Origin of the sequence: Butyrivibrio sp. YAB3001 (assembly GCF_900112195.1) — a bacterium.
In the GTDB taxonomy this organism is placed as follows: domain Bacteria; phylum Bacillota; class Clostridia; order Lachnospirales; family Lachnospiraceae; genus Butyrivibrio.
Genome location: NZ_FOKR01000010.1, coordinates 17,368 through 41,644 on the forward strand (window position 1 = coordinate 17,368; position 24,277 = coordinate 41,644).

Consider the following 24,277-nt stretch of genomic DNA (forward strand, 5'->3'; position numbering starts at 1 on the left):
AGTACATCTCAAACCATCTTTATCACTGCTGTTTCCGCATATGTAATCGGGTCAGAATGCATAAAGAACAGCGTACCTCTTCTTGGCGCGTACAATGTTTCCATTACTGAACCATCATAGGGATTTATGATCTCAGCAAGAGGAGTCCCCTCATCCACACTGTCTCCCACTTTTACAAGCGGCTCAAATATGCCTGATTTTGCAGTTCTGACACTAATCAGCTCCTTATCACTTATAACTATTGACGGGTGATCACCATTTTCCTGGTATTTTACAAATCCAACGCTTTTGCAGAATCTAAGAATAGACAGCACTGCCTGACCGGCACTCTTTTTATCAATCCTACTTGTTGTAGATGTATAGAGGCTGTAAGCTTTTGTGTTCCACACCTGCCAGTTATAGTTCAGCGTTGCCGTATCATACGGTCTGACAGTTCTTTTTACAACGTAAGGCATTCCAAACTTCATTGCCGTTATAACATCAGAATATCCTTCATCCATTAGTCTCACATGTGGTATAAACTCACCCGGCATGTAAAATGATGTAAACTGAATCCCATACTCGTAATCTTTTATCTGAGAAAAAATGCCGTCGGCAATTCTCTGGGTAGTCTCCCCTAGGTCATACCCTGGGAACATTCTGTTTATGTCAGTATTATCAATAGTCCAGAATCGCTTCTGCGTATTAATCGAATATGGGTTACAGCAGGGTATAATCAGAATTTTGACATCAGGACGAATTCGTCTTTCTTCCTCAAGCTGCCTGAATTTTTTAACAAGCTGGGAACAACAGTATAACTGCTGAACTTCATTTCCCCGCATGCTTCCGACAATGCAGAGAGACTTTTTGCCCTTTCCAAATTCAAAACCTGTTATTCTGAAACTGTCTCTGTACAGCCCTTTGATCTCATAAATAATCTTCTTTTTCATACAGCCATGACTTCCTTTTTAAGCAGTCTGCCAATGAGCGATCCTTCATCAACAATCGGGTATTCTCTTATGGTAAAAAGAATTCCGTCTACAGGACTTTCAACATTTTGTAAAACCTGCCCGGAAAGCGGATCAATAATCCTCCCAATCCTGTCGCCCTTACAAAGCTTCTCCCAGTGCTTCACATCAGGGATAAAAAGCCCACCTGATGCCGCATTGAGAAAACAGACATCTTCAGCATTCTCAGAAACAATAGGCTTTCTTGGTGCTTTCGTTTCTCCGGTCCACATTCCCATATAATGCATTAGCCCCAGTATCCCATCCACAAGCTGGTCACCGTACTCTTTTGTTATACGCATCCCAACGCCCATCTCAACAACAAGGCATGGTGTTCCCGCATGGTTTAGGCTGTATGCAAACGTAGACTCAAGAACAGTACTTGCTTCATGTATCCAGACAAAATCAACATTGCAATGCTTTGCAAGTGGAACAAGTTCTTCTTTATGGAGTCTGTTGATTCTTATTTGCGGAATCTCAGTAAGATAGATATTACTTGCATGTATATCCAGCACCACAGCGGATCCTGATACATCCTTTAAAATATTTGCAGCAAGTAATTCTGTCATATTGCCTTCTGTATTTCCCGGAAATATCCTGTTCATATCAAGGTCAAAAGCTGGTATCCCTCGGATCACCGAGTCTATCCCAAGTGGATTCATGGCAGGGTAGATGTCAACTATTCCCTTAAGGCACTTTTTGTTTTCCTCTATCTGCCTTGCAAGTTCAAAGCATACATACTGCCCTTCAAGCTCATCTCCGTGTATTCCTGTAACAATGCTTATTCGCTTCGGAACACTTTCAGAGCCATCCGGCAATATGCGTCTTTTTTTTATTCTTAAAACTTCATCAACTGGTAGTGCTACCTCTGCTACAGTTTTTATCATCAGAACAATGCTCCTCTGCTTATGATGCTCTGTCCGGGGCTTATCTCAGATACATTCACATATATATCCTGTGTCTGCTCTCCTCCCCCATGCATAATCCCTCTATTAATCTGGCACTCATTTGCATCCCTGCCACAGCCTATTTTTATGTGTGAGTCTTGCACCAGAATATTATTTGTCGGGTCAAGGCCATACCATTTTCCATCATCTATAACTTCCACCCATGCATGAGATTCACCCTCTCCTATGATGAGTCCGGTTACGTATCTGGCTGAACATCCTGACATATTAAGGAGTGAGATCATGATATGGGAATAATCCTGGCATACTCCCCTTCCAATCGAAAAAGCTTCCTCTGCCCCTGTATCGATTCCGGTACATCCTTTTTCATAAACCAGGTATTCATGAAGTTTTTCCATTATATGCTTTGCCTTATCAAGTGTTTTTTTCTCGTCAAAAGAAGGCATATCAGCCCTTATGGATTCCAAATATTCCCGTAGCCTTTCTCCTGGAACAGTAAGTCCATGACTATGCCTGTATATCATCTCTTCAGTTTCAGTTGAGGCAGATTCATGCGTCGCACATCCGCATTCTGCATCACCCTTAATGTGATATTTAAAATATGAATGCGGTATCTCATTGCTGCCATATATGTATCTGTTTCCGTGGGAATCGGTAGCCCATTCTGCTTTTGTTTCTGGTATCATATCGATCTTTATATTCGATATTTTCTGTCTGTCACTATCCTTTGGGATACACTTTATAGTGTAGCAGCACCATGAAACATCAGCAGAATAGCGGATTTCCATGCAATAATCAAAATGAAGTTTTTTCACGACATCACATCCTTAACCCTTAGGCAATCAACGTCTCTACCATTCTTATCACACCGTAATAATCTACTTCCTGTTCTTCCACAGCCTTGCGGATTTCCTCGAGTCTGTCTTTTTTTATGTCCATACCGCTCTTTTCAATCCTTGGAATCATTCTGTTTGCCTCTCTTACCAGCACCTCTCTTCCAAGCCCCAGCCTTGCATAAAGATCGAATCTTTCAATCCTTTTTCCGGACTTGATTATGTTCCTTACGTGATCATCATCCAGCTTGTCATCTATCATTCCCCAAAACGCCAAAATGTCATCTATTACAAGCTGAAGCTCAATGAGCGGTGCATCGCTAAGCTTTGCCTTGTTCATCTCATATATCGCAAGCTGTATATATGAAAGAGACTCTGAGCCAATGCTTTCCCTCAGCACAATGGCATTATCATAGGCTCTGATGAGATTACTGATAATTGAGTCAGGATTATTCTCATCAAAGGGATAAGACTCCATAAAATCCTGCTTGTCCTTGTAAATATCCGGTATATCAATCATCTGGCAAAAATCATGATAGCTGTCACGGATTTCATCAATCATGGTGTCATAGCTTTTGAAATAACACCTAACCAACGTGTACACCCGCTCTGCATATCTTCCCAGCCAGTATAATCTGTTTGTCTGTTCTACTGAGATAATACCCATGTATCCTTAAACCCTCCTCCCTGTGAAGAATTTACAATGAATGAGTCAGGATTCCTTGAAAAACGCGTAAGACCACTTTTCCATACAAGTGGCTCATCTGCCATCAGCACAAATGCCCTGAGGTCTGCTTTTCTTGGAACCATATCATCGCCTTCAAGAATATCCAGATCCTGGAAGTCGATGACTTCCTGTGCGATAAACCTTCTTGGCTCTGCCTTGAGAAGGCTTATAAAGCTCTCCTTCTGCTCCATTGTCATTGAACTGCCAAACACCACTCCATAGCCACCCGCTTCTGCCACATCCTTGAGTACCAAACTGTCAAACTTATCAAGCACATATTTCATATCTTCTTCATAGAAGGGCAGATATGTCGGTGCATTCTGGAGTATTGGCTCTTCGCCCAGATAATAGCTGATCATTTTGGGGACGAAATAGTAAATGCCTTTATCATCAGCAATACCATTGCCCGGTGCGTTTATCAGGGCAACGTTGCCTTTCCTGAAAACATCATAGATATGAGGAATTCCTATGACAGACTCGGGGTTGAAATTCATAGGATCAAGGTATTCATCAGAGATTCTTCTGTAAACAGCCCCGACTCTCTCATGCTTTCCATCAGCAGTTATAAAGTATAGCTTGTCATTTTCCACGATCAGCTCAGAACCGTTGGCAAGATGCGCTCCCGTCTGCTCAGCAAGATAAGAATGTTCAAAATATGCAGCATTATATCTTCCGGGTGTTAGGATAACTGTGTGTCCCCCGACATTCACATTATCCATAGTCCGCCTTAGGAGCTTTGCATAATTTCGGTTGTCTTCAAGCCTGACATCATTGAATGTTCCGGGTGAACTCCTTCTACAGAGCTCCCTGGCTATCATGGGATACGAAGCTCCTGAAGGAACACGCAGGTTGTCCTCCAATATATACCACTGCCCGTCTTTACCTTTTACAAGGTCGATTCCTGATATGTGGGAATAGATTCCTTTTACCGGGCAAACTCCCTCGCACTCAACCATATAACCACTGGAAGCAAAGATAAAATCCTCAGGCACAACGCCGTCCTTTACAATCTTCTTGCCACTGTATATATCCTTAAGAAAAAGATTCAATGCAGTAACACGCTGTTTTAGCCCCTTTTCAAGGTATTCAAATTCATCGTGTTCTATAACCCTTGGTATGGCGTCAAAGGGAAAAAGCTGCTCCTTAAACTCATTATTCTTATAGATTCCAAATTTCACTCCATACCTTGCCAGCAGTGCATTGACATCATCTGTATGTTTTAGCAGGTTTACATTGTTCATAGGCAGTTTCCTTTTTCTCTTCGATATTTTCTAACTCTTCCATTTTCTTCATATATCTGTAATTCAAAGCAAGTCCAAGCATAATTCCTATTAAGGTATCCAGAGATCTGTTAGCAACGAATATGTATGGGTTTTCATCCATAAGATGATTTACGACTATGCTCAGAAAAACAACACATGAAAAATATGATGCTTTCTTCTGCTTTATAACAACAGTTGTATATATTATGGGAATCAATGCTATTGATATGATGCAGTAATGAAGAAAGCTATCACCAAGTTGCGGGACTCTTTGTTTTATCAAGATATATATCAGCCCATATGCAGCTCCTATGCCCGTCCCAACTGTCCTTTGAAGCGCATTTTGAACTGTGTTTTTTGTCTGGTTCTGTATGCACCATAAAACTGCCAGTGCTGAATAAAACGGTGCTCCCTGTTTTCCCCTCATGAAATAAATAGCAAAGCAGATAAGCACTCCTAATGCTGATTTTATAATCCGCATCCCTATATGCGGAACATGTACCATGCCCTTTTCCATATATCAGTCAAAAACACTCCTCACAACTCCACACAGAATATCGGCGCTTGTATCAGCTCCAAACTTTCCGGAATCTATGCATATATCTCTGTTGTCAAAGATTCCTGCTATATCCTTACAATATTTACGCCTGTAATTCTCGCGGGCTTTATCGACATCCTGTATCATTCCCCTTGCAGTATGTTCAACAATATCCCTGTCATAAAATTCTATTCCCAGTTCAGCGGCCATCTTCTGAGCTATTGTTCTTCCCATCGCGCCAAACTGTCTGGAGATCGTAATTACATATTTATCCATTGTAGGCCCATCCTGTCTGCCTTCTCTCCTCCAAAACCGGAGTTTTTTTCACTTTTACAGTCATTTTCTTTTTCTGCAGATTCCTTACTGTCATGGAAATCGAAAAATTGATCACAAAGTAAATGGTTGCAGCAAGACCAAACAGTACAAATACGTCAGATACATTTATCGAATTAAGTCCGTTATACCTGTTAGCTGCTGACAAAACCTGCTTGGTCCTTGCCATAAGCTCAATAACTGCAACATTTGCAAGAAATGAGCTGTCCTTGATAGTTGTTATAACCTGGCTTAAAAGTGTAGGGACAATTGCTCTGAATGTCTGAGGCAGCACAATATACCACATGATCTGAAGCATGGAAAATCCCTGCGATTGCCCAGCTTCAATCTGTCCATGAGAAACGGAATTCAATCCGCCCCTCACTATTTCGGCAATAACACCTGATGTATATAAAATAAGCGCCACAGCAGCCTTAAACAAAAGCTTGTTGTTTACTGAAGAAAGACCGAACATCTGCCTGTCTACAAATCCCGGTGCAGGACAGAATACAACACATATGAAGATCCAGAATAACAACGGTGTGTTTCTGAACACTTCTATGTATATTACGGAAAGAGCCTTCAGTACTCCTGTCTGTTTACCTGTACAATAATTCCTCATAAGTGCCAGTACAGTTCCTATCACTATACTGAAAAGTACTGCAGCAACAGATATTATCAGTGTAAAGAGCACCCCCTGAAGTATGAATTTTATAATTGCCGGATTTCTCAGCATTGAAAGGCTGCCATCCAATGTGTTCATATCACGCCTCCTTTGGTGTGCCGTTCTGGAATACTTTCTGATCCCTCTTCTTTAATGATGTCTCCCACATCGATGCAAAGGATGAAAGAGGGAAACAGATCAGGAAGAATATTACTCCACATACGATATATGCTGGAGCATACGAGCCACCTGTGTTTTCTCCTGTAACAAAGCTATACGTAAGCGATAAAAGATCTGCTCCACCCACTATGTATAAACAGGAAGTATTTTTAATCATGTTCACAATTACATTTGTCATCGGTGGCAAAATCACTTTTATACTCTGTGGGATTATGATGTAAAACATCTGTCCTGCATACCCAAATCCCTGGGACTGGGCTGCTTCGAACTGGCCCTTCGGCACCGACTCTATCCCTGCCCTTATAACTTCTGCCATGTATGCTCCGGTATATATACCAAGTGCCAGGAATCCAGTGACTATAATTCCAGGACTGTGACCAGAAAAAGCCAGTGCATAGTATAGAAAGCACATCTGTAAAAGGACCGGTGTATTCTGAATCACCTCAACATACACTCTGCTGATACTCTTCAGTATTTTTCTATTACTTGTTGCCATAAGTCCAAATATGATTCCAAGCAAAAGAGCTATCAGGAGCGCCACCACGGCTGTTTTCAATGTATTTGCAAGCCCGAGGAGGAATGTCCCCCGATAAATCCATATTTTATTCCATGCTCTTGGTGAGAATAATCCAGACATTGCCGGTCCTCCGTTACTTAATCAAGTCCATTTTCTGAAACAAGTTTAGCAATTGTTCCGTTATCAAAGCTCTCGGTTACAAGATCCTCTGCAACCTTTGAAAGGCCTGATTCCTTCGTGGTTGCGATACCATAATTCTGTGGTGAGAACTCTGCATCGATATAAGATCTTCCCTCTGTCTTGTATATAGCAAGTATGGACTTATCGACACAGAACGCATCAACTTCACCGGCACTAAGTGCTGTAGAGATTGTTGGATAATCATCATACTGCTGGAACTTTATACCATCAGTCCAGGTGGCCGGATCAAAGCTTTCTTCATCAAAGCCATCACCACTTATAAGACCTTTTTCAATCATTGCTTTTACAAGAGCCTTAGCTGATGTTGATCCGGAAGAGACACCTACAGTTGCATCAGCCAAATCATCAAGTGTCTTAATTCCTTTTGAATCCTCAACAAGAACGCTTACATAATCTGTATAGTACGGTGTCGTAAAATCCCAGCTCTCTTTTCTTTCATCAGTGATTGTGAATGTAGCGAGTACACAATCAATATCTCCTGAATCAAGAAGCTCAGTTCTCGTTGCAGCTGTTACGGCTGTAAACTCCACATCAACTCCAAGCTTACCTGCCAGAGCTTTTGCAAGTTCAATTTCCATTCCTGTATACTCACCTGTCAGCGGATCTTCATAGCCGAAGCCAACTACCGCATTCTTAACGCCAACCTTCAGGACACCTCTATCAACAATTGCCTGTACATCCGCTGCCACACTTTCATCGGCTGGCGCTGCTGCCAAAGGTGTCTCCTGGGAAGCCTCTGTTATCTCTGTTACTTCTGGTGGCTCTGAAGCACTTCCACAGGCAACAAGCATCGCCCCCATGATCCCCGCTACCACTGTGCTTAATAATCTTCTCTTCATAATTTTTTCCTCCTCGTTTTGTCTATAGACAGTACAGATAAAATACTCTGTACATTGTCATCATCTGATTATCTTTCCCAAAAACTGTTTAACTCTCTCGCTCTCTGGGTTATTGAAGAAATGTTCCGGCGTTCCCGATTCTATGATCTGCCCGTCTTCCATGAATATCACCCTATCAGCCACCTGCCTTGCAAATCCCATCTCATGTGTTACTACAACCATCGTTATGTTCTCTTTTGCAAGTTTTATCATTACATCAAGTACTTCCTGAATTGTCTCGGGATCAAGCGCTGATGTTGGCTCATCAAACAAAATGATCTTACTCTGTGAGCAAAGAGCCCTGGCAATTGCTATTCTCTGTTGTTGTCCCCCGGAAAGTGTCGTCGGATATACATCTGCTTTATCCTTTAATCCCACGATATCCAGATAATGGTATGCCAGCTCATCAGCTTCTTTCTTGGTTTTATGATGAAGCTTCATAGGTGCAAGTGTAAGGTTTTTAAGAACAGTCATATGTGGATAGAGATTAAACTGCTGGAATACCATCGAAGTACTTTCGCGAACCACTTTGGTTTTATTCTTTGAAGTCAACTCAGTCCCGTCTATATAAACATGTCCACTACTTGGTGCCTCCAGAAAATTCATGCAGCGAACTGTTGTGGATTTTCCTGATCCGGACGGACCAATAATTACCAATTTTTCTCCCTCTTCAACCTCAAGATTCACATCTTTTAATACGTGAAGATCCCCAAAGCTTTTATTTACATTTTCCAGCTTGATCATTGCCATAGCTTATTTTTCCTTTCTCTATTCGAATGTCGCCCGCGACATTCGTGCACCGAGCGCGGTTGCATTTATGCAACTATTTCCTATCGCGCGAGTGTGCATCCATGCGGAGTATTTGGCCTTTAGGACAAAAGATGGCGCTCCGGTATCAAGCCGAAACGCCATTGTCTCATTGCACTTATATAGGATTAGTTATAATGAAAAAGAATAAAAGAAAAGGCGCTCCGAAACACTGTGTGAATCAAAACGCCTTTGTTTGTATACAAGTATACGGTTTGTATTTATTTTGACAATTGCCATTTTATACAAAAATTTTGCGACAATATCCTGATCTTATCATTATTTTTGCCAAATCAAAGCTCCTGACAATGTTTCACAAACTCCCTGAATATCAGCAAAATGCTGTTTAACAGCCTTACTTATATTAACTTCCCTAAATGATGCACCTATCTCTTTTATGAGCCTTACTGCATTTTCATATGTCCTGTCTGTAGTACCAAAGCCCGGCATTGTGACTGCTATAATTCCATTTCGATTGAAGGTCAGATAGTCAAAGGCCTTTGCAATAACAAGAAATGCAAGTGTCGAGTCAAGGCCGCCTGATATACCAATGACTGCTGTCTTACATCCGATATGATCAAGTCTTTTTCTTAATCCCATTGCCTGTATGGTAAGGATCTCATTACATCGCATGTCGCGTTCCTGTCCCAAAGCAGGTACAAACGGATTGGGATCAATATATCTTGTCAGTTCTGCATGTTCCTTATTCAGTGAGAATACCACGCGGGTATACTTGACGCTGGAGTCTGCCTCATATGTTGTCATACGTCTTCTTTCAGCTTCAAGATATTCCAGATCAATCTCTGATACGATCATATTTTCAGAGAAACGTTCCGATTCACACAAAACATTTCCATCATATTTTAATCTATAATGTCATTCTGAAACCTTGACAGATGCTCATATGGCAAGATAAGCCTTCCCCTGTATAATCCACATCCGTCATTTACAAGTTGATTGTTTACCGCCCCAAACATATTTACATCAACCTTGGCCAGATCAAGCCCCTGCAACAGCATTCCCCTCTCATAAGCCTCATCAAAATAAGTGCATTCCCCCGAAGGTACTGCATCCCTACGGCTTCTCTCTTTATCCTGTCTCTTCTCATATCCAAGGTGATGTGCCGGTCCTATCTCAGCATAATCATCCATCTGTTTGGTACGCATCTGCACTTCAAGGTAAGACCTGGACTGATTATCATAGAAGGTAATGTGAAGAGATTTATATCCATAGGGACTAGGATTCTTTATATAGTCCCTGTAATATGGCCTTAATGATTCTGTTATCATCTCAGAAGGTTCTTTCCCTGGTATTCCATAGATTTCTGACGTAAAGCCTTTCTCTTCCAGAAACCCCGGAAGCGCATTGGCAATCTCGTAGAGATACTTAAGTTCTATCTCCTCTCGTTTTTCACCATCCTTAAGGTGACAGACAGGCATGGATATAACTATGCGATAAGCAATAAGATCACGTATGGGACCAATCTGTTGTTTAAGCTCTGTGATACTTGGGAAAGAAGTGTTTTTCTCATAGTAATCATATACATGTTCTACTATGTTTCCATTGAATTTCTGTTCCGCTCTTATAAGCGATTTGATTCTTCCCTTAAAAGTAAACGCTAGAAAAGGGTATTCACTTGACATATATTTGTAAAATTCCCTGAGTCGCTGGGACTGAGAAGTAAGGAAATCATTATGTTCAAGAAGTTCCATCAGCTGCAAAAGGAAATTACAGTGAATCATATCCATACCATTTTGTGTCTTTTTAGCATCTTCTTTCAAATCATTGTGATATCTCTGCAGAATCTTTAAGACTGTGTCCCCTGAATACAGGTAATCATTCAATGTAATCATTCCCCAGATCCTCCCTTTCATAAATCTTACCTAACAGAAAAAGGCAAAGACACCATCATCTCTGAAAGCGTCTTTGCCTCTAACCAATATAATATCACAATTATATACATCATCATGCAAGAAATATACAGATTGTTAAGATATTTGTAAGCATTTTATACTACTGGAAGTATATTGTTTTCTTTCCCTTCTTCCTCAAAAACAAACCTGCAATTCTTTACGTGACCTTCATTCCACTCAGTAAAACTAGGACACTCTGTATTAAAAGTTGATGTTCCCTCTTCTAATCCCTGCTTGTAAATCTCTGATATTGACCCCCAGTCTTCATCTCTCATTTCTCTAATCACAGCATTCCACCTCCGATTTTTTTATCGCATCATTATAGATATTTAATGCCTCTAAAACCTGACTCTGTTTTTCCTTTGGAATCATTGAAAAAACTCTCTCAAACTTCAAATTCATATCTTTTTCTATTGTATTGAATCTTGCCATTCCTTCATCAGTCAGATTAAGCACTACACACCTGCGATCCCTTTTCGAAGCGGAGTCTGTGAGGGTAGTTCATTCATTTTCAGATGTAGTCAAAGATTCCTTGAATAGCGTCTGTGATATTTATAATGTCATGATAATGTATCCTATCAATCATCGAATAACCCCTGATATTTAAATCAAGGAGTGCCATTTTTTCGCATTGCACATAACCCTCTACATCTTCAGTTTTGATATGTATATGTAATGGTCCTGCTTCCCCTTTTTCAAAAATAGGACAGCCGATTATTTCAAAGGTCTGATTAAAGAAATCCTTACTCACAATAAGAACCGGTTTCTTGATATGTTCAATCTTAAGTATATCCCCCTGATGCAATTCTTCCTTCATTCCCAAATCTCTCTTCCTACCGGTTCACCCCAGTCAAATTCACCGTCTAAATGGAGCTGCCCACCATATTCTGCAGCACGTTCTTCCAGCGTTCTATGTCTAAATGGTTTAACAAGCATTATCATGCCATCAGATACCTTGACATCGAGAACATCATCAACTGAAATAGCTGCTTCCTGAAGCACTTCTTTGGGTATTCTAATTCCTTGACTATTTCCCCATGCTTTAACTTGAGCTTGCATAAGCAATACCTCCTTTGTATATACATTGTATATCCCTAAGGTAAAAAAATCAACTTATTCATCATTCAGGTTAGTACATTATATTTTTTCTTTAATCTGATAAATTGCGCTTTCAGGTGTCTTGTCTTTTTTTAGCTCTATGATCATGGCTGGAACATTGGGTACATATGGAATATAAACCACATCAGCAAAGCCTTTTCCTGTTGTCATTTCTTTTACTACGGTATATTTGTTTAGTGCAAAAATATATGCAAGGTAAATAGCGCTCTGGAGAGCATCTTCATTATTATAGCTGCGGTTGGATGTCACATGAATGTGGCTGGAATCAAGAGCCTCTTCTTGCAGCCTAACTCACTTTTTCTGCCCTTATTCTTTTGGATAAGCATACCCATAATAGTATTGGCAAACCCTGTCCAGTTCGCTTTATTTTCTGTGTCACCTTCTACGTATACTTTAAATAGACTCTAAATAATTGTTATAATGATTATTATGATTTTAAAAATCACTTAGGAGGATTAAAGAAAATGAACTTTAGGTTTGCAAAACTATTATCAATTGCTCTTGTACTTACTATGTTAACGGCCACATGTGCATTGACCGGATGTGCTTCTGATCAAAGCCCTGAAGCACAGGTATCAAAAATAGTCTCAAAAATGACTCTTGATGAAAAGATAAGTCAGATGATAATTCCTGCAATACGTACCTGGAATGAAGAAAATGTAACAGATCTGAGCGCAGTTCCGGAATTAAGCAAAGCTCTAAGGCGCCATCAGTATGGTGGAGTCATCCTCTTTGGAAGTAACATAACAGGAAATGCGCAGGTCACAAGACTCCTGCATGACCTTCAGGAAAACAACAGAATGATAGAAAATACTTCTATCCATATCCCTTATCTGACACCGGTGGATGAGGAGGGCGGAATTGTGGTAAGGCTAACCTCTGGAACTCGAATGACAGGAAACATGGCTATAGGCGCAACTGAGGATGCAGAAGGAAACGCTCTTAAAACCGGAACAATTCTTGGCGAAGAACTTGCGGCCCTTGGCTTTAATGCTGATTTTGCACCGGACATTGATGTCAATAACAATCCCAATAACCCAGTAATTGGAACAAGATCTTTTTCCGATGATCCTGCCTTGGTTGCTAAGCTTGGAACAGCCTACACAAAAGGTCTTTCAAACAGCCATATTATTGCAACATATAAGCACTTTCCCGGCCATGGTGATACCGGAGTTGACAGTCATATAGGAACTCCTTCTGTTGAAAAGACCTATGATGAGATAAAAGAAACTGAGCTTGTGCCCTTCAAGTCTGCGATAGAAAATGGCGCTGAAATGATAATGACAGCCCACATTACCTACCCTCTTATTGATGAGGAAAAAACCTTTGGCGATGGCGTGACACGAGGCTTTTATCCCGCAACCATGTCAAAGAAAATGATAACAGATATTTTGAGGACTGATATGGGTTATAACGGTGTAGTTGTAACTGATGCTCTCGAAATGGATGCCATAGATGAAGCCGGACTCGTTCCAGGAGAAAAGGGTTCCGCTGAATATAGCATAAACATTGCCAAGGAGGTTATAAACAGCGGTGTTGACCTACTTTTGCTCCCGCGTGATATTACTGACCCAGAGGCAGTTTCTTTTTATGAGGAATACATTTCAGGAATTGCTTCCAAAGTTAAATCCGGAGAAATAGACAAAAAGAGAATTGATGAAAGCGTTAAACGTATCCTGACACTTAAGGTTAAATACGGATTTTTGGATAATACGGCAAATCCTGATGTTGAACAAAGAATTGCAGACAGTACAGCAATTGTCGGTTCTTCGTCCCATCATGAAGCTGAGATGACCATGGCAAAAGAGGCTATTACCGTCGTGAAAAATGAAGACACCGTTCTTCCTGTTTCATCGGATGCAAAAGAGATTTTTATTCTTGGAAGATTAAATTCAGACTCTGCCACACTTCAATACGCTGTGGATAAACTTAAAGAAGGCTCTTATATCGGCTATGATACAACCGTAAATATTGATTACTACTACGATTCCTCTGCTGATGTAAAGCTTCATTATACGGATGAGGTAAAAGAAAAAATATCCAACGCAGACATAGTAATAGGCTTTTCGTACGCTTCCGGAAGCAGTGCTCTGGATATAGAAAGCCCACAGTATATAGGCCTGAGAAGCGCAATTGATGATACTCATGCTGCAGAAGGTAAGTTCATACTTGTGAGTCAGAATCTTCCTTATGATGCAGCCATATTCAATGATGCAGATGCCATAGTGCTAGCCTACATGGGCTCAGCTCTTGGAACTGATCCCACTGATAAAACAGACAGCGGCTCAGGCTCCAAAGCAACTAATGCCAATATCGTAGCTGCTATTGATACTATATTCGGAGAAAATAATGCCAAGGGACATCTGCCTGTTAATGTTCCTGAAGTAATCAAAAACAGCGATGGAACGCTCAACTACGGTAGTAATTATCTCTATGAAAGAGGATTTGGTATAACGTACTAAATCTAGCGTAAAAAATCGAGGACTATTGCGACTTAGCATTACTGATATTGTCATCAAACGCTCCTGAAATCACTGTTTCAGGAGCGTTTGCACATATACTTTTTCATCCTTATTCTTTATCCATCATAAGCTCCCACAACTCTTCATCAGTTAAATGCTTTTTTATTCGAAGGATTAGGTGTACTTTATTGCCTCCGGCTTCCTGCTGGAACATTCGCTGCCATTTATAAAAATGAGGTCCATCGCCCTGAAAACGAAGATAACTCATAAGACCTTTGGCAACATAGTAGGATTGCCTTATGTCTGCTTCACAATCATTTTCAAAAAAGCCTTCAAATATACCATTTTCAGTGGCTCTCATTTTGGTATAGCCTTCTTGGAATGCCTTTGCTGCAAGTCCTGCTTCGAAAAAGGCTTTTAGAAAAACAGGACTGCCGGAAGTACTATTATCAAGTGGATTTAATTCATCTTCCTGCATTTTTGTATCAGTCAGGCAGTATGTCATGGCTTTGCAGGCATGCAATGCCCCAAGATAGCCGTAATAATGATAATTGACCTGCCATATTAAAAGTTTTTCAAGGAGGTGTTTCTTATCATCCGTAAGCATGTCTTTTACCATTTGGCACTTATTCAGATATTCTTCATATCCGTTTACTGCGCCTTCTATGACATTAAGATAATCATCAATCTGTTCTTTTAAAGTCTTTTTATCTGAAAACCAGCGCCATTCGTCTGCGGAAGCTGTAATAACAGGATTATTCTTATTGAAGCCGGTAATAAAGGCGGTTATCAAAGATCTGGCTCCATGGTTTGCAAATTGCTCTCCTGCGTGATCATCCTCATTTGGTCCGTAGGAAGGGCAAAACTTTGGCCATAATCTATAGAGTTCTGCTACTTCTTCAGAATGTGAACTACCAAAATATCTGTCGCAGTAATCTTTTCTGATATTTAAAGTAAACTGTTCTATTTCATTATCTAAATTTGCTGTACAACCATCAGCAACATGTCTTAACTCCGAAAGCTTTCCATTCTCATCTTTCCAGCAATTTGCTATTAAATTTAAATAGTAAGCATGGGGCTTGATATTTGAACAGTTGATGATCCAGAAATCATCAGCATTTTTCTCATATACATTGAGTAATTCTTTTACCACAAATTCGGGAGAATTCGGAAGCATTGTCATCTGCGCAGCTGCCTGAAGGTCGTAAAAAGATGCATGATAATAGATTCCATGTCTTCCTTTGGTACCGGCTTCAGGAAGGGCATAAACTCTAGGGTTATGGTTGCCCTGCCTGCGTGAGACCATCTTACCAAAACCGTTGTCAGCCCAAATAAAGATTATGTCATCGGGAAGATCGATAAAACCTTTTTTGTACAGTTCCATGATCTCACCGTAGAGATTACTGCAAAAAATTGCATTTTCGTCATAACTTTTTACAAGATTATACTGTTTACGAATAAGCCTGCTGATAAGCGCTCCTCTTTTTTCATCTGTATCATAAGTTGGATCATCTAACCAGAATGGTCGGTCGCCCTGCCCTCTAAAGCCAAGATTCCAAATTACCTTGTAGTTCTTTTGCTTCTCTATTGCATCTATCCAGAGTTTTTCAAAAAGTTCTGGATATTTATCGTAAGATGCTTCAAGGTCCGGGTAAGCTCGCGCAAACATTTGTGCTCCGAGAGGTTCTGCGTGGTGATGTGTGATCCAAAGACCCATATCAGAGGCAAGTTGATTATAAATATGCGCATTTTCATCTGTTCCGGGAATTACCATATTTCCGCCACAGCGAAGAAGCGCTTCAAAAGCCATTCTCCAAGGAAGCAATGTATCTCCATTAGGATTCCAGGAATCAATAAGAACTTCATCATTTACAAACCAGCCTCTGAATCTAACAGGAAAAGGCTTGGATGCAAAGTGATAGTTATCGTCAACTTCATAGACATCTTTTTTTACAAAATTCTGCTCGTTCCAAAACCAGAATTCATTTACTCCGAGAAATACTTTACTGACATGGTATATTCCATAAATGAATCCAAAATCATCAGAAGCAGAAATCTCAAGACACTGGCCTTTTTCTTCGCAGTTATCTACGCCTTTTAGCCTGATCTCAAAGCACTGCGCTTCTACGTAAGGCTCTTTTTTTAATGATATGCAAATTCCTTTATTGTCAGACTTGGTGCATGTATTGGCTATATCTCTTTCAAGGGAAGTTATAGCGTATTGCACTGCTTTAGAGAAATTATTCTTGTCTGCTATATATGTATTACTTGTAATCAGGTTAGATTTATCTTTTGTACTCATTTTTTCTTTGACAACTCCCTTATAATGACCTTGGAATCATACTCTGCGTTGTCTGGCAACTTCTGCTTCACCACTTGTTATGCTACGCTTTTTTTGCAAAATCTGTCAAATCTGTATTGTTACATCTACGGTATAAATAATAGGAGCAATAATCACAGTCCATGAGAATATTGCTCCTGAGAGAAATCAACTACAAGATCATCGTTCCCTGCGTAGGCATACATTCCCACAAGTGCTCCGGTAAATCGTTTTCCTTTGCTAAGACCTTCATCGCACAGGTAAAAGACATTGCTGAGATTCTTGAATTCTTTTTCGCAGTCAGCACCATCAAATTGATATAAAAGTTTTCTTTCGAGGTAATTGGTAGTCATCTTTAATCGTATAGTTTTTATATCTGAGGCAATCGCTTCTTTAGCCAGTTCAAATCTATCTTCATCTCCAATATGTTCATTGGCATAAAGATAAAGATTGCCGTCTCGGGATGTTATTCCGAACTCAAGATAGGTATTTTCATCATAATATCCCGTAATTCCTGCGTTCTGGCCGTCCGACATCTTTGGAATAACAAGCGTTACTTCATAAATAAAAGAAAATGATGTCTGTCTTCTTAGGACTAAGTTTCTACTCTCTAAACTGGAAAGCGGTGCTCTGCTTCCTCTGATTGAAAATATGCCGGTTTCTTTGTTATATAGGACATCTCCCTTTTTAAATGGTCTGGGAGTCATATAGTCAAAAGGAAGACCGCACTCAGAAATTTTAAATTGATCATCAAATGGTGCATCCTTAAAGGGCTTTATCTGCATTGCCGATGGACCTTTGAGATTATTTACAATAGGCCATCCATCTGCGGTCCAGGTGACAGGATCAAGAGCCGTTTCGCGTCCAAGAATGCTGTAACCATCACCTATAGTCCTTCCGCATAGATAGACCATGTACCATCTGCCATCCTGAGTCTCTACGAGATCACCATGACCGCATCTTTGTATTGCCGCATCAGGATTATCCTGCCTCATTATGGGATTATAAGGACACGGTTCATAGTTGCCAAAAAGCTCTTTTGACCTGGAGACTGTAACTCTGTGTCCCAGTCCGGTTCCTCCTTCTGCTTCGAGAAGATAATAATAACCATCTTTTTTATAAAGATGTGGTCCCTCTGGGGCTCTTTTGTGGTCACCGTAAAAAAGAAGCTGTGCTTCAGATATTTTTCGAGTTCCGTATTTATTAAGCTCAAATATTCTGGCACCTCTGTTAAGAAGCATATATCTTTTCCCATCATCATCATTGAAAATGCTTGGGTCTATGCCATCTTCATCAATGAATACCGGCTTGGAATATGGCCCCTCCGGATTTTCAGAGTACAAAACCACCTGTCTTCTGTAGACAGGCGGAACATCATTTAATCTATATGTGGCTGTAATGTAGAATTTTCCCTCGTAAAAAGAAATGTCGGGCGCCCAGTAACCTCTTCCACCCTCAAGTTCATCAAGATATGCCCAGTCCGGGGTTGTTATGGCATGACCTATTATCTCCCAGTGAATCAGATCCTTAGAATGGGATATCGGTATGCAGGGAAAAAAGATGAACGAGGAATTGACCATGTAGTAGTCATCACCCACGCGACATATGGATGGATCAGGAAAAAAGCCTGATCTTACAGGGTTCTTATAGTATTCATCATATTTATGACCATAACGTTTTTCGAGGTAGTTTTCTATTTCTTTTCCCTCGGACTTATGAACAATGTCCCAACTGGTTACAAGATCATGGTCTCCTTCAAAAGGATCCATCCCACATCTCTCAATCAGATATCTGAAAAGCTCGATATTCCCGGACTCTGCGGCATAATGAAGTACATTTCTATGTGAACTATCATATTCATTAAGGCTTATCCGTGAATACTCAACCAGATACTTTACTAACTCAAGGCTTCCCTTTTTTGCTGCGTCAAATAAAGATTCTTTACTGACAAGATTTGGATCATTAATAAGAATACTTTTAACTTCATCAAGATTGCTTTCTGCAATTGCTTTTGATAAATCCATAATTCCTCTTTTCCTTGGATGTTTTTATGTCTACTCTTTTTATTATAAGCAAAAAGATTCTTCAAAGAAAATCGCATTGACTACGTTTTTTATGTTTTTACATCTTCTTTTTTCTTTTCCCTATTTGCTATATGAGATTAATCGTTAAACATGATTTTCACCAATTTTTGTACTGTAAGTTCGTGAATTTTTATTTCATGTAAGCGGTTACATTGCGATGAATACTGTGCTATGATGAGTACATGTTTTTATTGAGTGGGGGCTCAAAAACTATGAAAAAGTGTGTGGAGGAAAAGAAATGCAGAACAAATTATTTTCAAAACTAATTGTAACTGCAGCTGTAGTCTCAACTGTTGTTGCAGGAATCTTTGCGCCAAGTTCTAATATTACAGCACAGGCAGCATCAACGACTTCGGTTTCAAATGGATGGTATTACATCAAAAACGTCAACAGTCAATTGTATGTAGAAGTGGCAGGATCTTCTGACGCTAAGGGGGCTAACGTTCAGCAGGGACAAGGTACTGGCACTGCTAATCAGAAATGGTATGTTGAGAATAAGGGGAACGGGTACATAACCATTAAAAGCGGCATGAGCAATGGCTATTATCTTGATGTAAACGGAGGCAAGAAGGTAAATGGGACAAACATTCAGGTGTGGCCTTCTAACGGAAAAGATTCACAGAAGTTTAAAGCAGTAACTATTTCAAATGGTGTTGTAGCTCTTACAACCAAATGCTCGTCAGGTAAACAGGCTGTTGATGTTTACGAATGGTCAACTTCAGCTGGTGGAAATATAGCTACTTGGGAATATAACGGACTTGCTTGTCAGCAGTTCAAATTTGAGTCCTGCAATGGCAGTTCAAATTCCGGTGGTGGAAATAATTCGGGCGGTAATTCAGGAAGTGGCTCAGGAAGCGGAAATCAGACTCCATCAGGCAATACCATTACAGTAAAAAATGGTGGAACAAGCCTCTCTGACGCGATAAATAAAGCAAGCAAAGGAACAACAATTGTAATTGACGGAACCATAAAGAGCGGCGCAGTTAATCTTAAGAGTGGTGTGAACATTACAGGTAAGAACAACGCTACAATAGATTTTTCATCGACTCGTGGAAACTCAGGAAGGGGAATCACAATCTCCGGATCTGGAAGCACTCTTTCAAATTTCACAGTTAAGAATGCTGCTGACAATGGTATCTTTATCGATGGAAATAATAATACTTTTAGAAACGTAACCTGCTGTTACAACAAAGATGCAGGATTCCAGATTAGCAATGGCGGATCTAATAACAAGTTCTATAGCTGTTATTCACATCATAACGCTGATCCCAAAGGCGAAAATGCTGACGGTTTTGCTTGTAAGCTTCATTCCGGAGCCGGAAACTATTTTGAAGATTGCGTAGCTGAATATAACAGTGATGATGGCTGGGATCTTTATGCAGCTCACGGTGCTGTAACATTCAAAAACTGCAGAGCTAATTACAATGGGTATTGTGACGGAATCTATGGCGATGGTAATGGATTCAAGCTTGGAGGTGTTGATAACAAGACTCCAGGTGTTGCAGCGCACATTGATCCTCTTAATCATGTGTTAGAAGGATGCTCAGCCGTAGGCAATTATGCATCCGGTTTTGACCGTAACAACCAGAGTGGTGTTGTAACCATGAAAAAATGTATTGCTGATGGTAACAAGAAATACAACTATAACTGGCCAAAGGAAGGAACTCCTTCAGCTCTTGGCAAGAAGGTTACATTTGGTACAGCTATTATAGACAGCTGCACATCAAAAAATGGAAAGAACAACCTTAAAGGAGCTACATTAAAGGGAAATTGCTCAGGATTCTGATCATATAAATATTTAAAAACAAAACTGCTCAGCTTTATGAATGATAACATAAAGAATGAGCAGTTTTTAATATCAAATTTATTATATAATAAGCATAAGTTCATTTTATAGAGGAATAAAATATGCCTGAAAAGAAATCTGCTAAGACTAACACTCAAAAATTTAATTCTATTACAGATCAGCTTCCTGATTTTACGCATCAGTATTTTTACTCAGGGACATCCGGCAAAGCAATTCTTACAAGAATATCCTATGCGCTTGATATCAAATATTTTCTGGAATTTGCTGTGAATTACTATCCTTATTTTACGGATAAGCAGGTAAAAGAACTTTCAATTGAGGATATCAGGCAGATAAAGGCCACAGATATTGATGATTTTCTTACCTGGATGGATGAAAATCAGCACCTTTCAGAAAGAACACGCGCAAGGCGCAGATCATCGATATCGGGAATTTTTGAATATCTCATAAATACTGAAAGAAAGCTGGATTATAACCCAGTTGCAGGTTCTTTATCAGTAGAAATCCCAGAAAATGAATATGTAATCTATCTGAATATTGATGAACAGGAGCAGCTCCTTAACTGTATCCGCTATGGGACAGGATTAACTCAAAGGCAACTTATATTTCATGAAAAATATAAGAAAAGAGATCTGGCAATTGTATTTCTTTTCCTGGATACCGGACTTAGAATATCAGAGCTTCAAGCCCTCAATGTTAATGATGTGATTATCTACGAAGATCTCATAGATCCTGAAAAAAACGAGTGTTATGTTTTAGCTCTCAGGAAGGGGAAAAAGAAATCCGGAACTACATCTAAGGTATATTTTTCGGATGAATCCAAGGAGTATATTACAGAATATCTGGACTCTCGCAAGGTACTTGGTGAAAAGTTCACGGAAAACACGCCTCTTTTTACCACTAATACCGGAGACAGGTTGTCCATTCGCGAAATCCAACAAATGCTGAAAAAGTATGTGGCCGCGTCTTTAAAAAGAACAGACATCAGCGTCCACAAACTTCGTTCCAGCTTTGCTATGGAGTTTTATAAGCATGAAAAAAATATTCTGGTGCTTCAGCAGCGCATGGGGCATCGATCAATCAATGCTACGAATATCTATGCCAGAGCCAGCGACCGCGAGGAAGCAGTCAAGAATTCAAGAAACTGGCGGAATAATAAATAATTACTTCTTTGCAAATCTTTTTACAAAGAATCCAAATACGTTACGTACCAAAGGTCCGGCAAAGAAAATCTGCCAGCAAAGGGCCATTGGGAAGTTGAGTGCTGTAGTCTGTAGCCATACTGCTACAATTTCTTTTCCTGAGTTTTTGAAAAGTAAAGTTGCTGCAAAGCTCATCAGTGGGCACATGAGGCAAACTGACATGGCAGAAATGGCAAGAATGATCATGATCATTGGATCCTTACCGGGGGTTACAAATCTGAAAGCAAGCTTCTGTGCGAGCTTTCCTACAAATAATAATTCTAAAGCTATGGCTATTGGCCACATGATCAATATTTCTTCAAATGCTGCGAGAAAAACAAAGTTCTGCATTCCGCCAACGTTAAGTGCGATGTTGTAGCAGATCATTGCATAAACCATGACGAATGCCATGAAAATGGTGAAAATTACATCCTGAAACTTATTTTGTGGTAACATATTAAGGTTCTCCTTTCAAAAAAAACGGGGAAGACTTAAGCGTGTTGTTCGTTAGCACTCGGTTCGAGTGTGCGTTTCCAATGTTACCAACTTTTACATCTTCTAAATTTTGTTTAGCAAGGTGTGATTATAGCAGAAAAAATTTCATGATGTAATACCTAAATTTTTGAATTTATAGGAAATTAATTTTTATCAGTCAGGAATGAGTAAATTCTATTCCGATAATCGGGCACTGTATCAAATGCGGCGTGACCGTATCCTTTCATTACTGCTGCGGTATCTTTTGCCATCTCATGTATTGTGTATTCTTTAGGGATCTCTTTTCCCCATGACCGAATTTAAAGTAATCCATATGAAAATCATTTACTGCAATAGTCATTATTTCAGCCATTACTAATCTCCCACCATAGAAAAAAGTATTCATTTAAATCATACTAAATATTTTGTTTTTCGTTTTAGATATTGTAGTTTTTAGACTGTAGCAGTGTATAGTGTCCGTCAAATATTTCTTTGCAGATTTTAAGTTCCAGTTCCTGGCGGTGTCTGAAATGTTCAAGCAATGCATCGGTACCGGATATTCCTTTTTCTTTTGCATAAGGAGAATTGTCAAAATACCACATCATCAAAGGAAACCACATTTCATTTCCTTTATCATCTGAGCGCTCTTTTCGGATGACATCAATATTTGATGCTATGTCATCTGTTTCAAGATACATTATTTTGTACTCTTTTCCCGTAAGTGCTTCTTTAACTTCCGCATAAAAATCTAATATTTCCTGGTCAGTCTTTTTCTGGAAAAGAATCATATCCTCAACGATATTTTGAAAAAGAGAACACTCAAAAATATTGTTGTCGCTGTTCCAATTTTGAAGTCTTCTCAAGATAACATCTTTGAAAGATTCTGAGTTTAAGTTGCCGTTATAGATTTCATATTTCTCAAGATCTTTGTGAAAGCCCGGAATATCTGTAATAATCTTTGTATAGCAGATGATCTTATGATCATTTTCAGTAAAACTCTTCTCTTCTATTTCACTTCTAATATCATTGTATTTTTCAAGAATATCGTTATAGGTTGCTTCGTCCACATAAGCACACCATGCAAGCTCGACCGGAGAATAATCGCCTTCGCATATAGCTCTATGATCCGGATACTTCTCAGAAAGCCTTTTCACAAGTGTACTCTTACCGCTTCCTTGTAATCCCTCGATAAAATAGTTCATGCCATGCCCCCTTATTACTGATGTATATTGAGCTCATTGATAAATATTTCCAAAAAACTTTTTTATTCAATGCTGAGATTCTTGCAAGTATAATAGCTTTCCACCTCTTCTCGAGTCTCTTTAAGTGCTTTTTTCATGCTTTCATTTTGAGTGGGGAATTCAAACATTTTGTAAAGATATCCCTGCTTTTTAGCAAGTTCCCAACTCTTGGGGTATACAAGCTCAAAGGTAAGAGCAATATGCCCTATCAAGTGCTCAGCAGGTGAGTCCATGACGTCGCGGTTGACTGCGTGATGCTCTCTTACCTGCTCCATAACCTTTTCAGATACACCTGATGAAAACAAAACTTCTTTGGTGACGTTGTAGATTTCTTCCATTGGAGTTTCAACATTTACTCTGAGAATGTCCACTTTGTCTGCATCGCGAAGTATATTACAAAAGATGAGTGTTTTCCCTGCTATTGATTCATCAATCCTATATTTATTATGTTGCCTTATAACGATTTCTAACTCTTTGTCCCAGGATCTGTCATCTGCATAAGCCTTTATAAGCTTATCATCTCCAAAGAGAAGATCTGCTCCAAATTCTGCGTGGTCAACAGATTCTGAATCAATAAAAGTATTAAATCTTTTAACCTGCTCAAATCTTCCAATATCATGCAGCATTCCGGAAAGCCATGCAAACTCAACTTCATCGTCTGATAGTGATATAGACTTTGCAATCTGCTCACAATTATCTGCAACTCTGTAAGTATGTGCAATCTTAAGCGCTATCTTAGGATCTGAGGGATTGTAATTTTTTACATAAGAAGCAAACTGCTCCTTTACTCTTTGACGGTCAATCATCATTAAAATTCTCCACAAAAAAATAATTCATTTAAAATTATACTACATACAAAAATA

The 24,277-nt window shown here is 39.6% G+C and carries 27 protein-coding genes; 3 read left to right on the top strand and 24 right to left on the bottom strand.

Going from position 1 to position 24,277, the window contains the following annotated elements; translation table 11 throughout:
* Positions 1–8: 8 nt before the first annotated feature.
* The 18 genes from BM086_RS11395 to BM086_RS11475 all read right to left on the bottom strand — a co-directional run bounded on the left by BM086_RS11395 (position 9) and on the right by BM086_RS11475 (position 12,094).
* Positions 9–929, bottom strand: a complete 921-nt coding sequence (locus tag BM086_RS11395) for a M14 family metallopeptidase (RefSeq protein WP_022766012.1) — start codon at positions 927–929, stop codon at positions 9–11.
* Positions 926–1,873 (bottom strand): M14 family metallopeptidase, encoded by a 948-nt coding sequence (locus BM086_RS11400; protein WP_092326560.1) that lies wholly within the window; start codon positions 1,871–1,873, stop codon positions 926–928. The genes BM086_RS11395 and BM086_RS11400 overlap by 4 nt, the downstream gene beginning before the upstream one ends.
* Entirely contained in the window at positions 1,873–2,709 is an 837-nt protein-coding gene (locus BM086_RS11405; protein WP_092326562.1) for a transglutaminase-like domain-containing protein, read from the bottom strand. The genes BM086_RS11400 and BM086_RS11405 overlap by 1 nt, the downstream gene beginning before the upstream one ends.
* Positions 2,710–2,728: 19 nt before the next feature.
* On the bottom strand, positions 2,729–3,394 hold the full coding sequence (locus BM086_RS11410) for an alpha-E domain-containing protein (protein WP_092326565.1): 666 nt from the start codon (positions 3,392–3,394) through the stop codon (positions 2,729–2,731).
* Positions 3,376–4,695 (bottom strand): circularly permuted type 2 ATP-grasp protein, encoded by a 1,320-nt coding sequence (locus BM086_RS11415; protein WP_092326568.1) that lies wholly within the window; start codon positions 4,693–4,695, stop codon positions 3,376–3,378. Before BM086_RS11415 ends, BM086_RS11410 begins: the two co-directional genes overlap by 19 nt.
* Positions 4,661–5,197, bottom strand: coding sequence for an FUSC family protein (locus tag BM086_RS11420; protein WP_175560232.1), 537 nt, complete (start codon positions 5,195–5,197; stop codon positions 4,661–4,663). The genes BM086_RS11415 and BM086_RS11420 overlap by 35 nt, the downstream gene beginning before the upstream one ends.
* A 39-nt stretch (positions 5,198–5,236) precedes the next feature.
* Positions 5,237–5,530 carry a cytidylate kinase family protein gene (locus BM086_RS11425; RefSeq protein WP_092326573.1) on the bottom strand — a complete coding sequence of 98 codons (294 nt, stop codon included), beginning with the start codon at positions 5,528–5,530 and terminating at the stop codon, positions 5,237–5,239.
* Entirely contained in the window at positions 5,523–6,329 is an 807-nt protein-coding gene (locus BM086_RS11430; RefSeq protein WP_092326576.1) for an amino acid ABC transporter permease, read from the bottom strand. Before BM086_RS11430 ends, BM086_RS11425 begins: the two co-directional genes overlap by 8 nt.
* 1 nt (position 6,330) lies before the next feature.
* Entirely contained in the window at positions 6,331–7,047 is a 717-nt protein-coding gene (locus BM086_RS11435; RefSeq protein WP_092326578.1) for an amino acid ABC transporter permease, read from the bottom strand.
* A 17-nt stretch (positions 7,048–7,064) separates the two neighbouring features.
* Positions 7,065–7,967, bottom strand: a complete 903-nt coding sequence (locus tag BM086_RS11440) for a transporter substrate-binding domain-containing protein (protein WP_242952179.1) — start codon at positions 7,965–7,967, stop codon at positions 7,065–7,067.
* A 60-nt stretch (positions 7,968–8,027) separates the two neighbouring features.
* A complete protein-coding gene (locus tag BM086_RS11445; protein ID WP_092326881.1) occupies positions 8,028–8,750 on the bottom strand; it encodes an amino acid ABC transporter ATP-binding protein in 723 nt (240 codons plus the stop codon).
* A gap of 342 nt (positions 8,751–9,092) precedes the next feature.
* Positions 9,093–9,659 carry a hypothetical protein gene (locus BM086_RS11450; RefSeq protein ID WP_242952180.1) on the bottom strand — a complete coding sequence of 189 codons (567 nt, stop codon included), beginning with the start codon at positions 9,657–9,659 and terminating at the stop codon, positions 9,093–9,095.
* Between the two features lie 17 nt (positions 9,660–9,676).
* Positions 9,677–10,666 (bottom strand): guanosine polyphosphate pyrophosphohydrolase, encoded by a 990-nt coding sequence (locus BM086_RS11455; protein ID WP_092326584.1) that lies wholly within the window; start codon positions 10,664–10,666, stop codon positions 9,677–9,679.
* A gap of 155 nt (positions 10,667–10,821) precedes the next feature.
* Positions 10,822–11,013, bottom strand: a complete 192-nt coding sequence (locus BM086_RS11460; RefSeq protein WP_175560233.1) for a GNAT family N-acetyltransferase — start codon at positions 11,011–11,013, stop codon at positions 10,822–10,824.
* Positions 11,006–11,182 carry a hypothetical protein gene (locus BM086_RS20955; RefSeq protein WP_175560234.1) on the bottom strand — a complete coding sequence of 59 codons (177 nt, stop codon included), beginning with the start codon at positions 11,180–11,182 and terminating at the stop codon, positions 11,006–11,008. The genes BM086_RS11460 and BM086_RS20955 overlap by 8 nt, the downstream gene beginning before the upstream one ends.
* 55 nt (positions 11,183–11,237) lie before the next feature.
* Positions 11,238–11,543 (bottom strand): type II toxin-antitoxin system PemK/MazF family toxin, encoded by a 306-nt coding sequence (locus tag BM086_RS11465; RefSeq protein ID WP_026504512.1) that lies wholly within the window; start codon positions 11,541–11,543, stop codon positions 11,238–11,240.
* A complete protein-coding gene (locus tag BM086_RS11470) occupies positions 11,540–11,785 on the bottom strand; it encodes an AbrB/MazE/SpoVT family DNA-binding domain-containing protein (protein WP_092326587.1) in 246 nt (81 codons plus the stop codon). Before BM086_RS11470 ends, BM086_RS11465 begins: the two co-directional genes overlap by 4 nt.
* Positions 11,786–11,863: 78 nt before the next feature.
* Entirely contained in the window at positions 11,864–12,094 is a 231-nt protein-coding gene (locus BM086_RS11475; protein ID WP_175560235.1) for a PD-(D/E)XK nuclease domain-containing protein, read from the bottom strand.
* A 215-nt stretch (positions 12,095–12,309) separates the two neighbouring features.
* Between BM086_RS11475 and BM086_RS11480 the strand changes: the two genes are divergently transcribed.
* On the top strand, positions 12,310–14,307 hold the full coding sequence (locus BM086_RS11480) for a glycoside hydrolase family 3 protein (protein WP_092326592.1): 1,998 nt from the start codon (positions 12,310–12,312) through the stop codon (positions 14,305–14,307).
* Between the two features lie 109 nt (positions 14,308–14,416).
* On the opposite strand, the gene BM086_RS11485 is transcribed toward BM086_RS11480, so the two are convergent.
* Both BM086_RS11485 and BM086_RS11490 read right to left on the bottom strand, forming a co-directional pair.
* Positions 14,417–16,609 carry a glycosyl hydrolase 115 family protein gene (locus tag BM086_RS11485; protein ID WP_092326594.1) on the bottom strand — a complete coding sequence of 731 codons (2,193 nt, stop codon included), beginning with the start codon at positions 16,607–16,609 and terminating at the stop codon, positions 14,417–14,419.
* A 152-nt stretch (positions 16,610–16,761) separates the two neighbouring features.
* Positions 16,762–18,651, bottom strand: coding sequence for a family 43 glycosylhydrolase (locus tag BM086_RS11490; RefSeq protein ID WP_092326597.1), 1,890 nt, complete (start codon positions 18,649–18,651; stop codon positions 16,762–16,764).
* A gap of 298 nt (positions 18,652–18,949) precedes the next feature.
* On the opposite strand from BM086_RS11490, the gene BM086_RS11495 reads away from it, so the two are divergent.
* Together BM086_RS11495 and BM086_RS11500 are read left to right on the top strand one after the other, a co-directional pair.
* Entirely contained in the window at positions 18,950–20,497 is a 1,548-nt protein-coding gene (locus tag BM086_RS11495; protein ID WP_092326600.1) for an RICIN domain-containing protein, read from the top strand.
* A gap of 122 nt (positions 20,498–20,619) precedes the next feature.
* Complete coding sequence (locus tag BM086_RS11500) at positions 20,620–21,681, top strand: tyrosine-type recombinase/integrase (RefSeq protein WP_092326602.1); 1,062 nt, start codon at positions 20,620–20,622, stop codon at positions 21,679–21,681.
* Here BM086_RS11500 and BM086_RS11505 read toward each other — a convergent pair whose 3' ends face one another.
* The 4 genes from BM086_RS11505 to BM086_RS11515 form a co-directional block, all read right to left on the bottom strand.
* A complete protein-coding gene (locus BM086_RS11505) occupies positions 21,682–22,155 on the bottom strand; it encodes a DUF2798 domain-containing protein (RefSeq protein WP_092326605.1) in 474 nt (157 codons plus the stop codon). It lies immediately after the preceding gene.
* 265 nt (positions 22,156–22,420) lie between these two features.
* On the bottom strand, positions 22,421–22,546 hold the full coding sequence (locus tag BM086_RS21620; RefSeq protein WP_255367813.1) for a hypothetical protein: 126 nt from the start codon (positions 22,544–22,546) through the stop codon (positions 22,421–22,423).
* Between the two features lie 64 nt (positions 22,547–22,610).
* Complete coding sequence (locus tag BM086_RS11510; RefSeq protein ID WP_092326608.1) at positions 22,611–23,375, bottom strand: hypothetical protein; 765 nt, start codon at positions 23,373–23,375, stop codon at positions 22,611–22,613.
* Between the two features lie 62 nt (positions 23,376–23,437).
* Positions 23,438–24,223 carry an HD domain-containing protein gene (locus BM086_RS11515; RefSeq protein WP_092326611.1) on the bottom strand — a complete coding sequence of 262 codons (786 nt, stop codon included), beginning with the start codon at positions 24,221–24,223 and terminating at the stop codon, positions 23,438–23,440.
* Positions 24,224–24,277 lie beyond the last annotated feature (54 nt).

Coding starts and splice junctions, on each gene's coding strand:
- BM086_RS11490 (WP_092326597.1), bottom strand. CDS start 18,651: ATGGATTTATCAAAAGCAATTGCAGAAAGCAATCTTGATGAAGTTAAA.
- BM086_RS11445 (WP_092326881.1), bottom strand. CDS start 8,750: ATGATCAAGCTGGAAAATGTAAATAAAAGCTTTGGGGATCTTCACGTA.
- BM086_RS11515 (WP_092326611.1), bottom strand. CDS start 24,223: ATGATGATTGACCGTCAAAGAGTAAAGGAGCAGTTTGCTTCTTATGTA.
- BM086_RS11455 (WP_092326584.1), bottom strand. CDS start 10,666: ATGATTACATTGAATGATTACCTGTATTCAGGGGACACAGTCTTAAAG.
- BM086_RS11425 (WP_092326573.1), bottom strand. CDS start 5,530: ATGGATAAATATGTAATTACGATCTCCAGACAGTTTGGCGCGATGGGA.
- BM086_RS11415 (WP_092326568.1), bottom strand. CDS start 4,695: ATGAACAATGTAAACCTGCTAAAACATACAGATGATGTCAATGCACTG.
- BM086_RS11435 (WP_092326578.1), bottom strand. CDS start 7,047: ATGTCTGGATTATTCTCACCAAGAGCATGGAATAAAATATGGATTTAT.
- BM086_RS11465 (WP_026504512.1), bottom strand. CDS start 11,543: ATGAAGGAAGAATTGCATCAGGGGGATATACTTAAGATTGAACATATC.
- BM086_RS11430 (WP_092326576.1), bottom strand. CDS start 6,329: ATGAACACATTGGATGGCAGCCTTTCAATGCTGAGAAATCCGGCAATT.
- BM086_RS11470 (WP_092326587.1), bottom strand. CDS start 11,785: ATGCAAGCTCAAGTTAAAGCATGGGGAAATAGTCAAGGAATTAGAATA.
- BM086_RS11510 (WP_092326608.1), bottom strand. CDS start 23,375: ATGAACTATTTTATCGAGGGATTACAAGGAAGCGGTAAGAGTACACTT.
- BM086_RS11410 (WP_092326565.1), bottom strand. CDS start 3,394: ATGGGTATTATCTCAGTAGAACAGACAAACAGATTATACTGGCTGGGA.
- BM086_RS11480 (WP_092326592.1), top strand. CDS start 12,310: ATGAACTTTAGGTTTGCAAAACTATTATCAATTGCTCTTGTACTTACT.
- BM086_RS11440 (WP_242952179.1), bottom strand. CDS start 7,967: ATGAAGAGAAGATTATTAAGCACAGTGGTAGCGGGGATCATGGGGGCG.
- BM086_RS11495 (WP_092326600.1), top strand. CDS start 18,950: ATGCAGAACAAATTATTTTCAAAACTAATTGTAACTGCAGCTGTAGTC.
- BM086_RS21620 (WP_255367813.1), bottom strand. CDS start 22,546: ATGGCTGAAATAATGACTATTGCAGTAAATGATTTTCATATGGATTAC.
- BM086_RS11395 (WP_022766012.1), bottom strand. CDS start 929: ATGAAAAAGAAGATTATTTATGAGATCAAAGGGCTGTACAGAGACAGT.
- BM086_RS11420 (WP_175560232.1), bottom strand. CDS start 5,197: ATGCGGATTATAAAATCAGCATTAGGAGTGCTTATCTGCTTTGCTATT.
- BM086_RS11500 (WP_092326602.1), top strand. CDS start 20,620: ATGCCTGAAAAGAAATCTGCTAAGACTAACACTCAAAAATTTAATTCT.
- BM086_RS11485 (WP_092326594.1), bottom strand. CDS start 16,609: ATGAGTACAAAAGATAAATCTAACCTGATTACAAGTAATACATATATA.
- BM086_RS11400 (WP_092326560.1), bottom strand. CDS start 1,873: ATGATAAAAACTGTAGCAGAGGTAGCACTACCAGTTGATGAAGTTTTA.
- BM086_RS11505 (WP_092326605.1), bottom strand. CDS start 22,155: ATGTTACCACAAAATAAGTTTCAGGATGTAATTTTCACCATTTTCATG.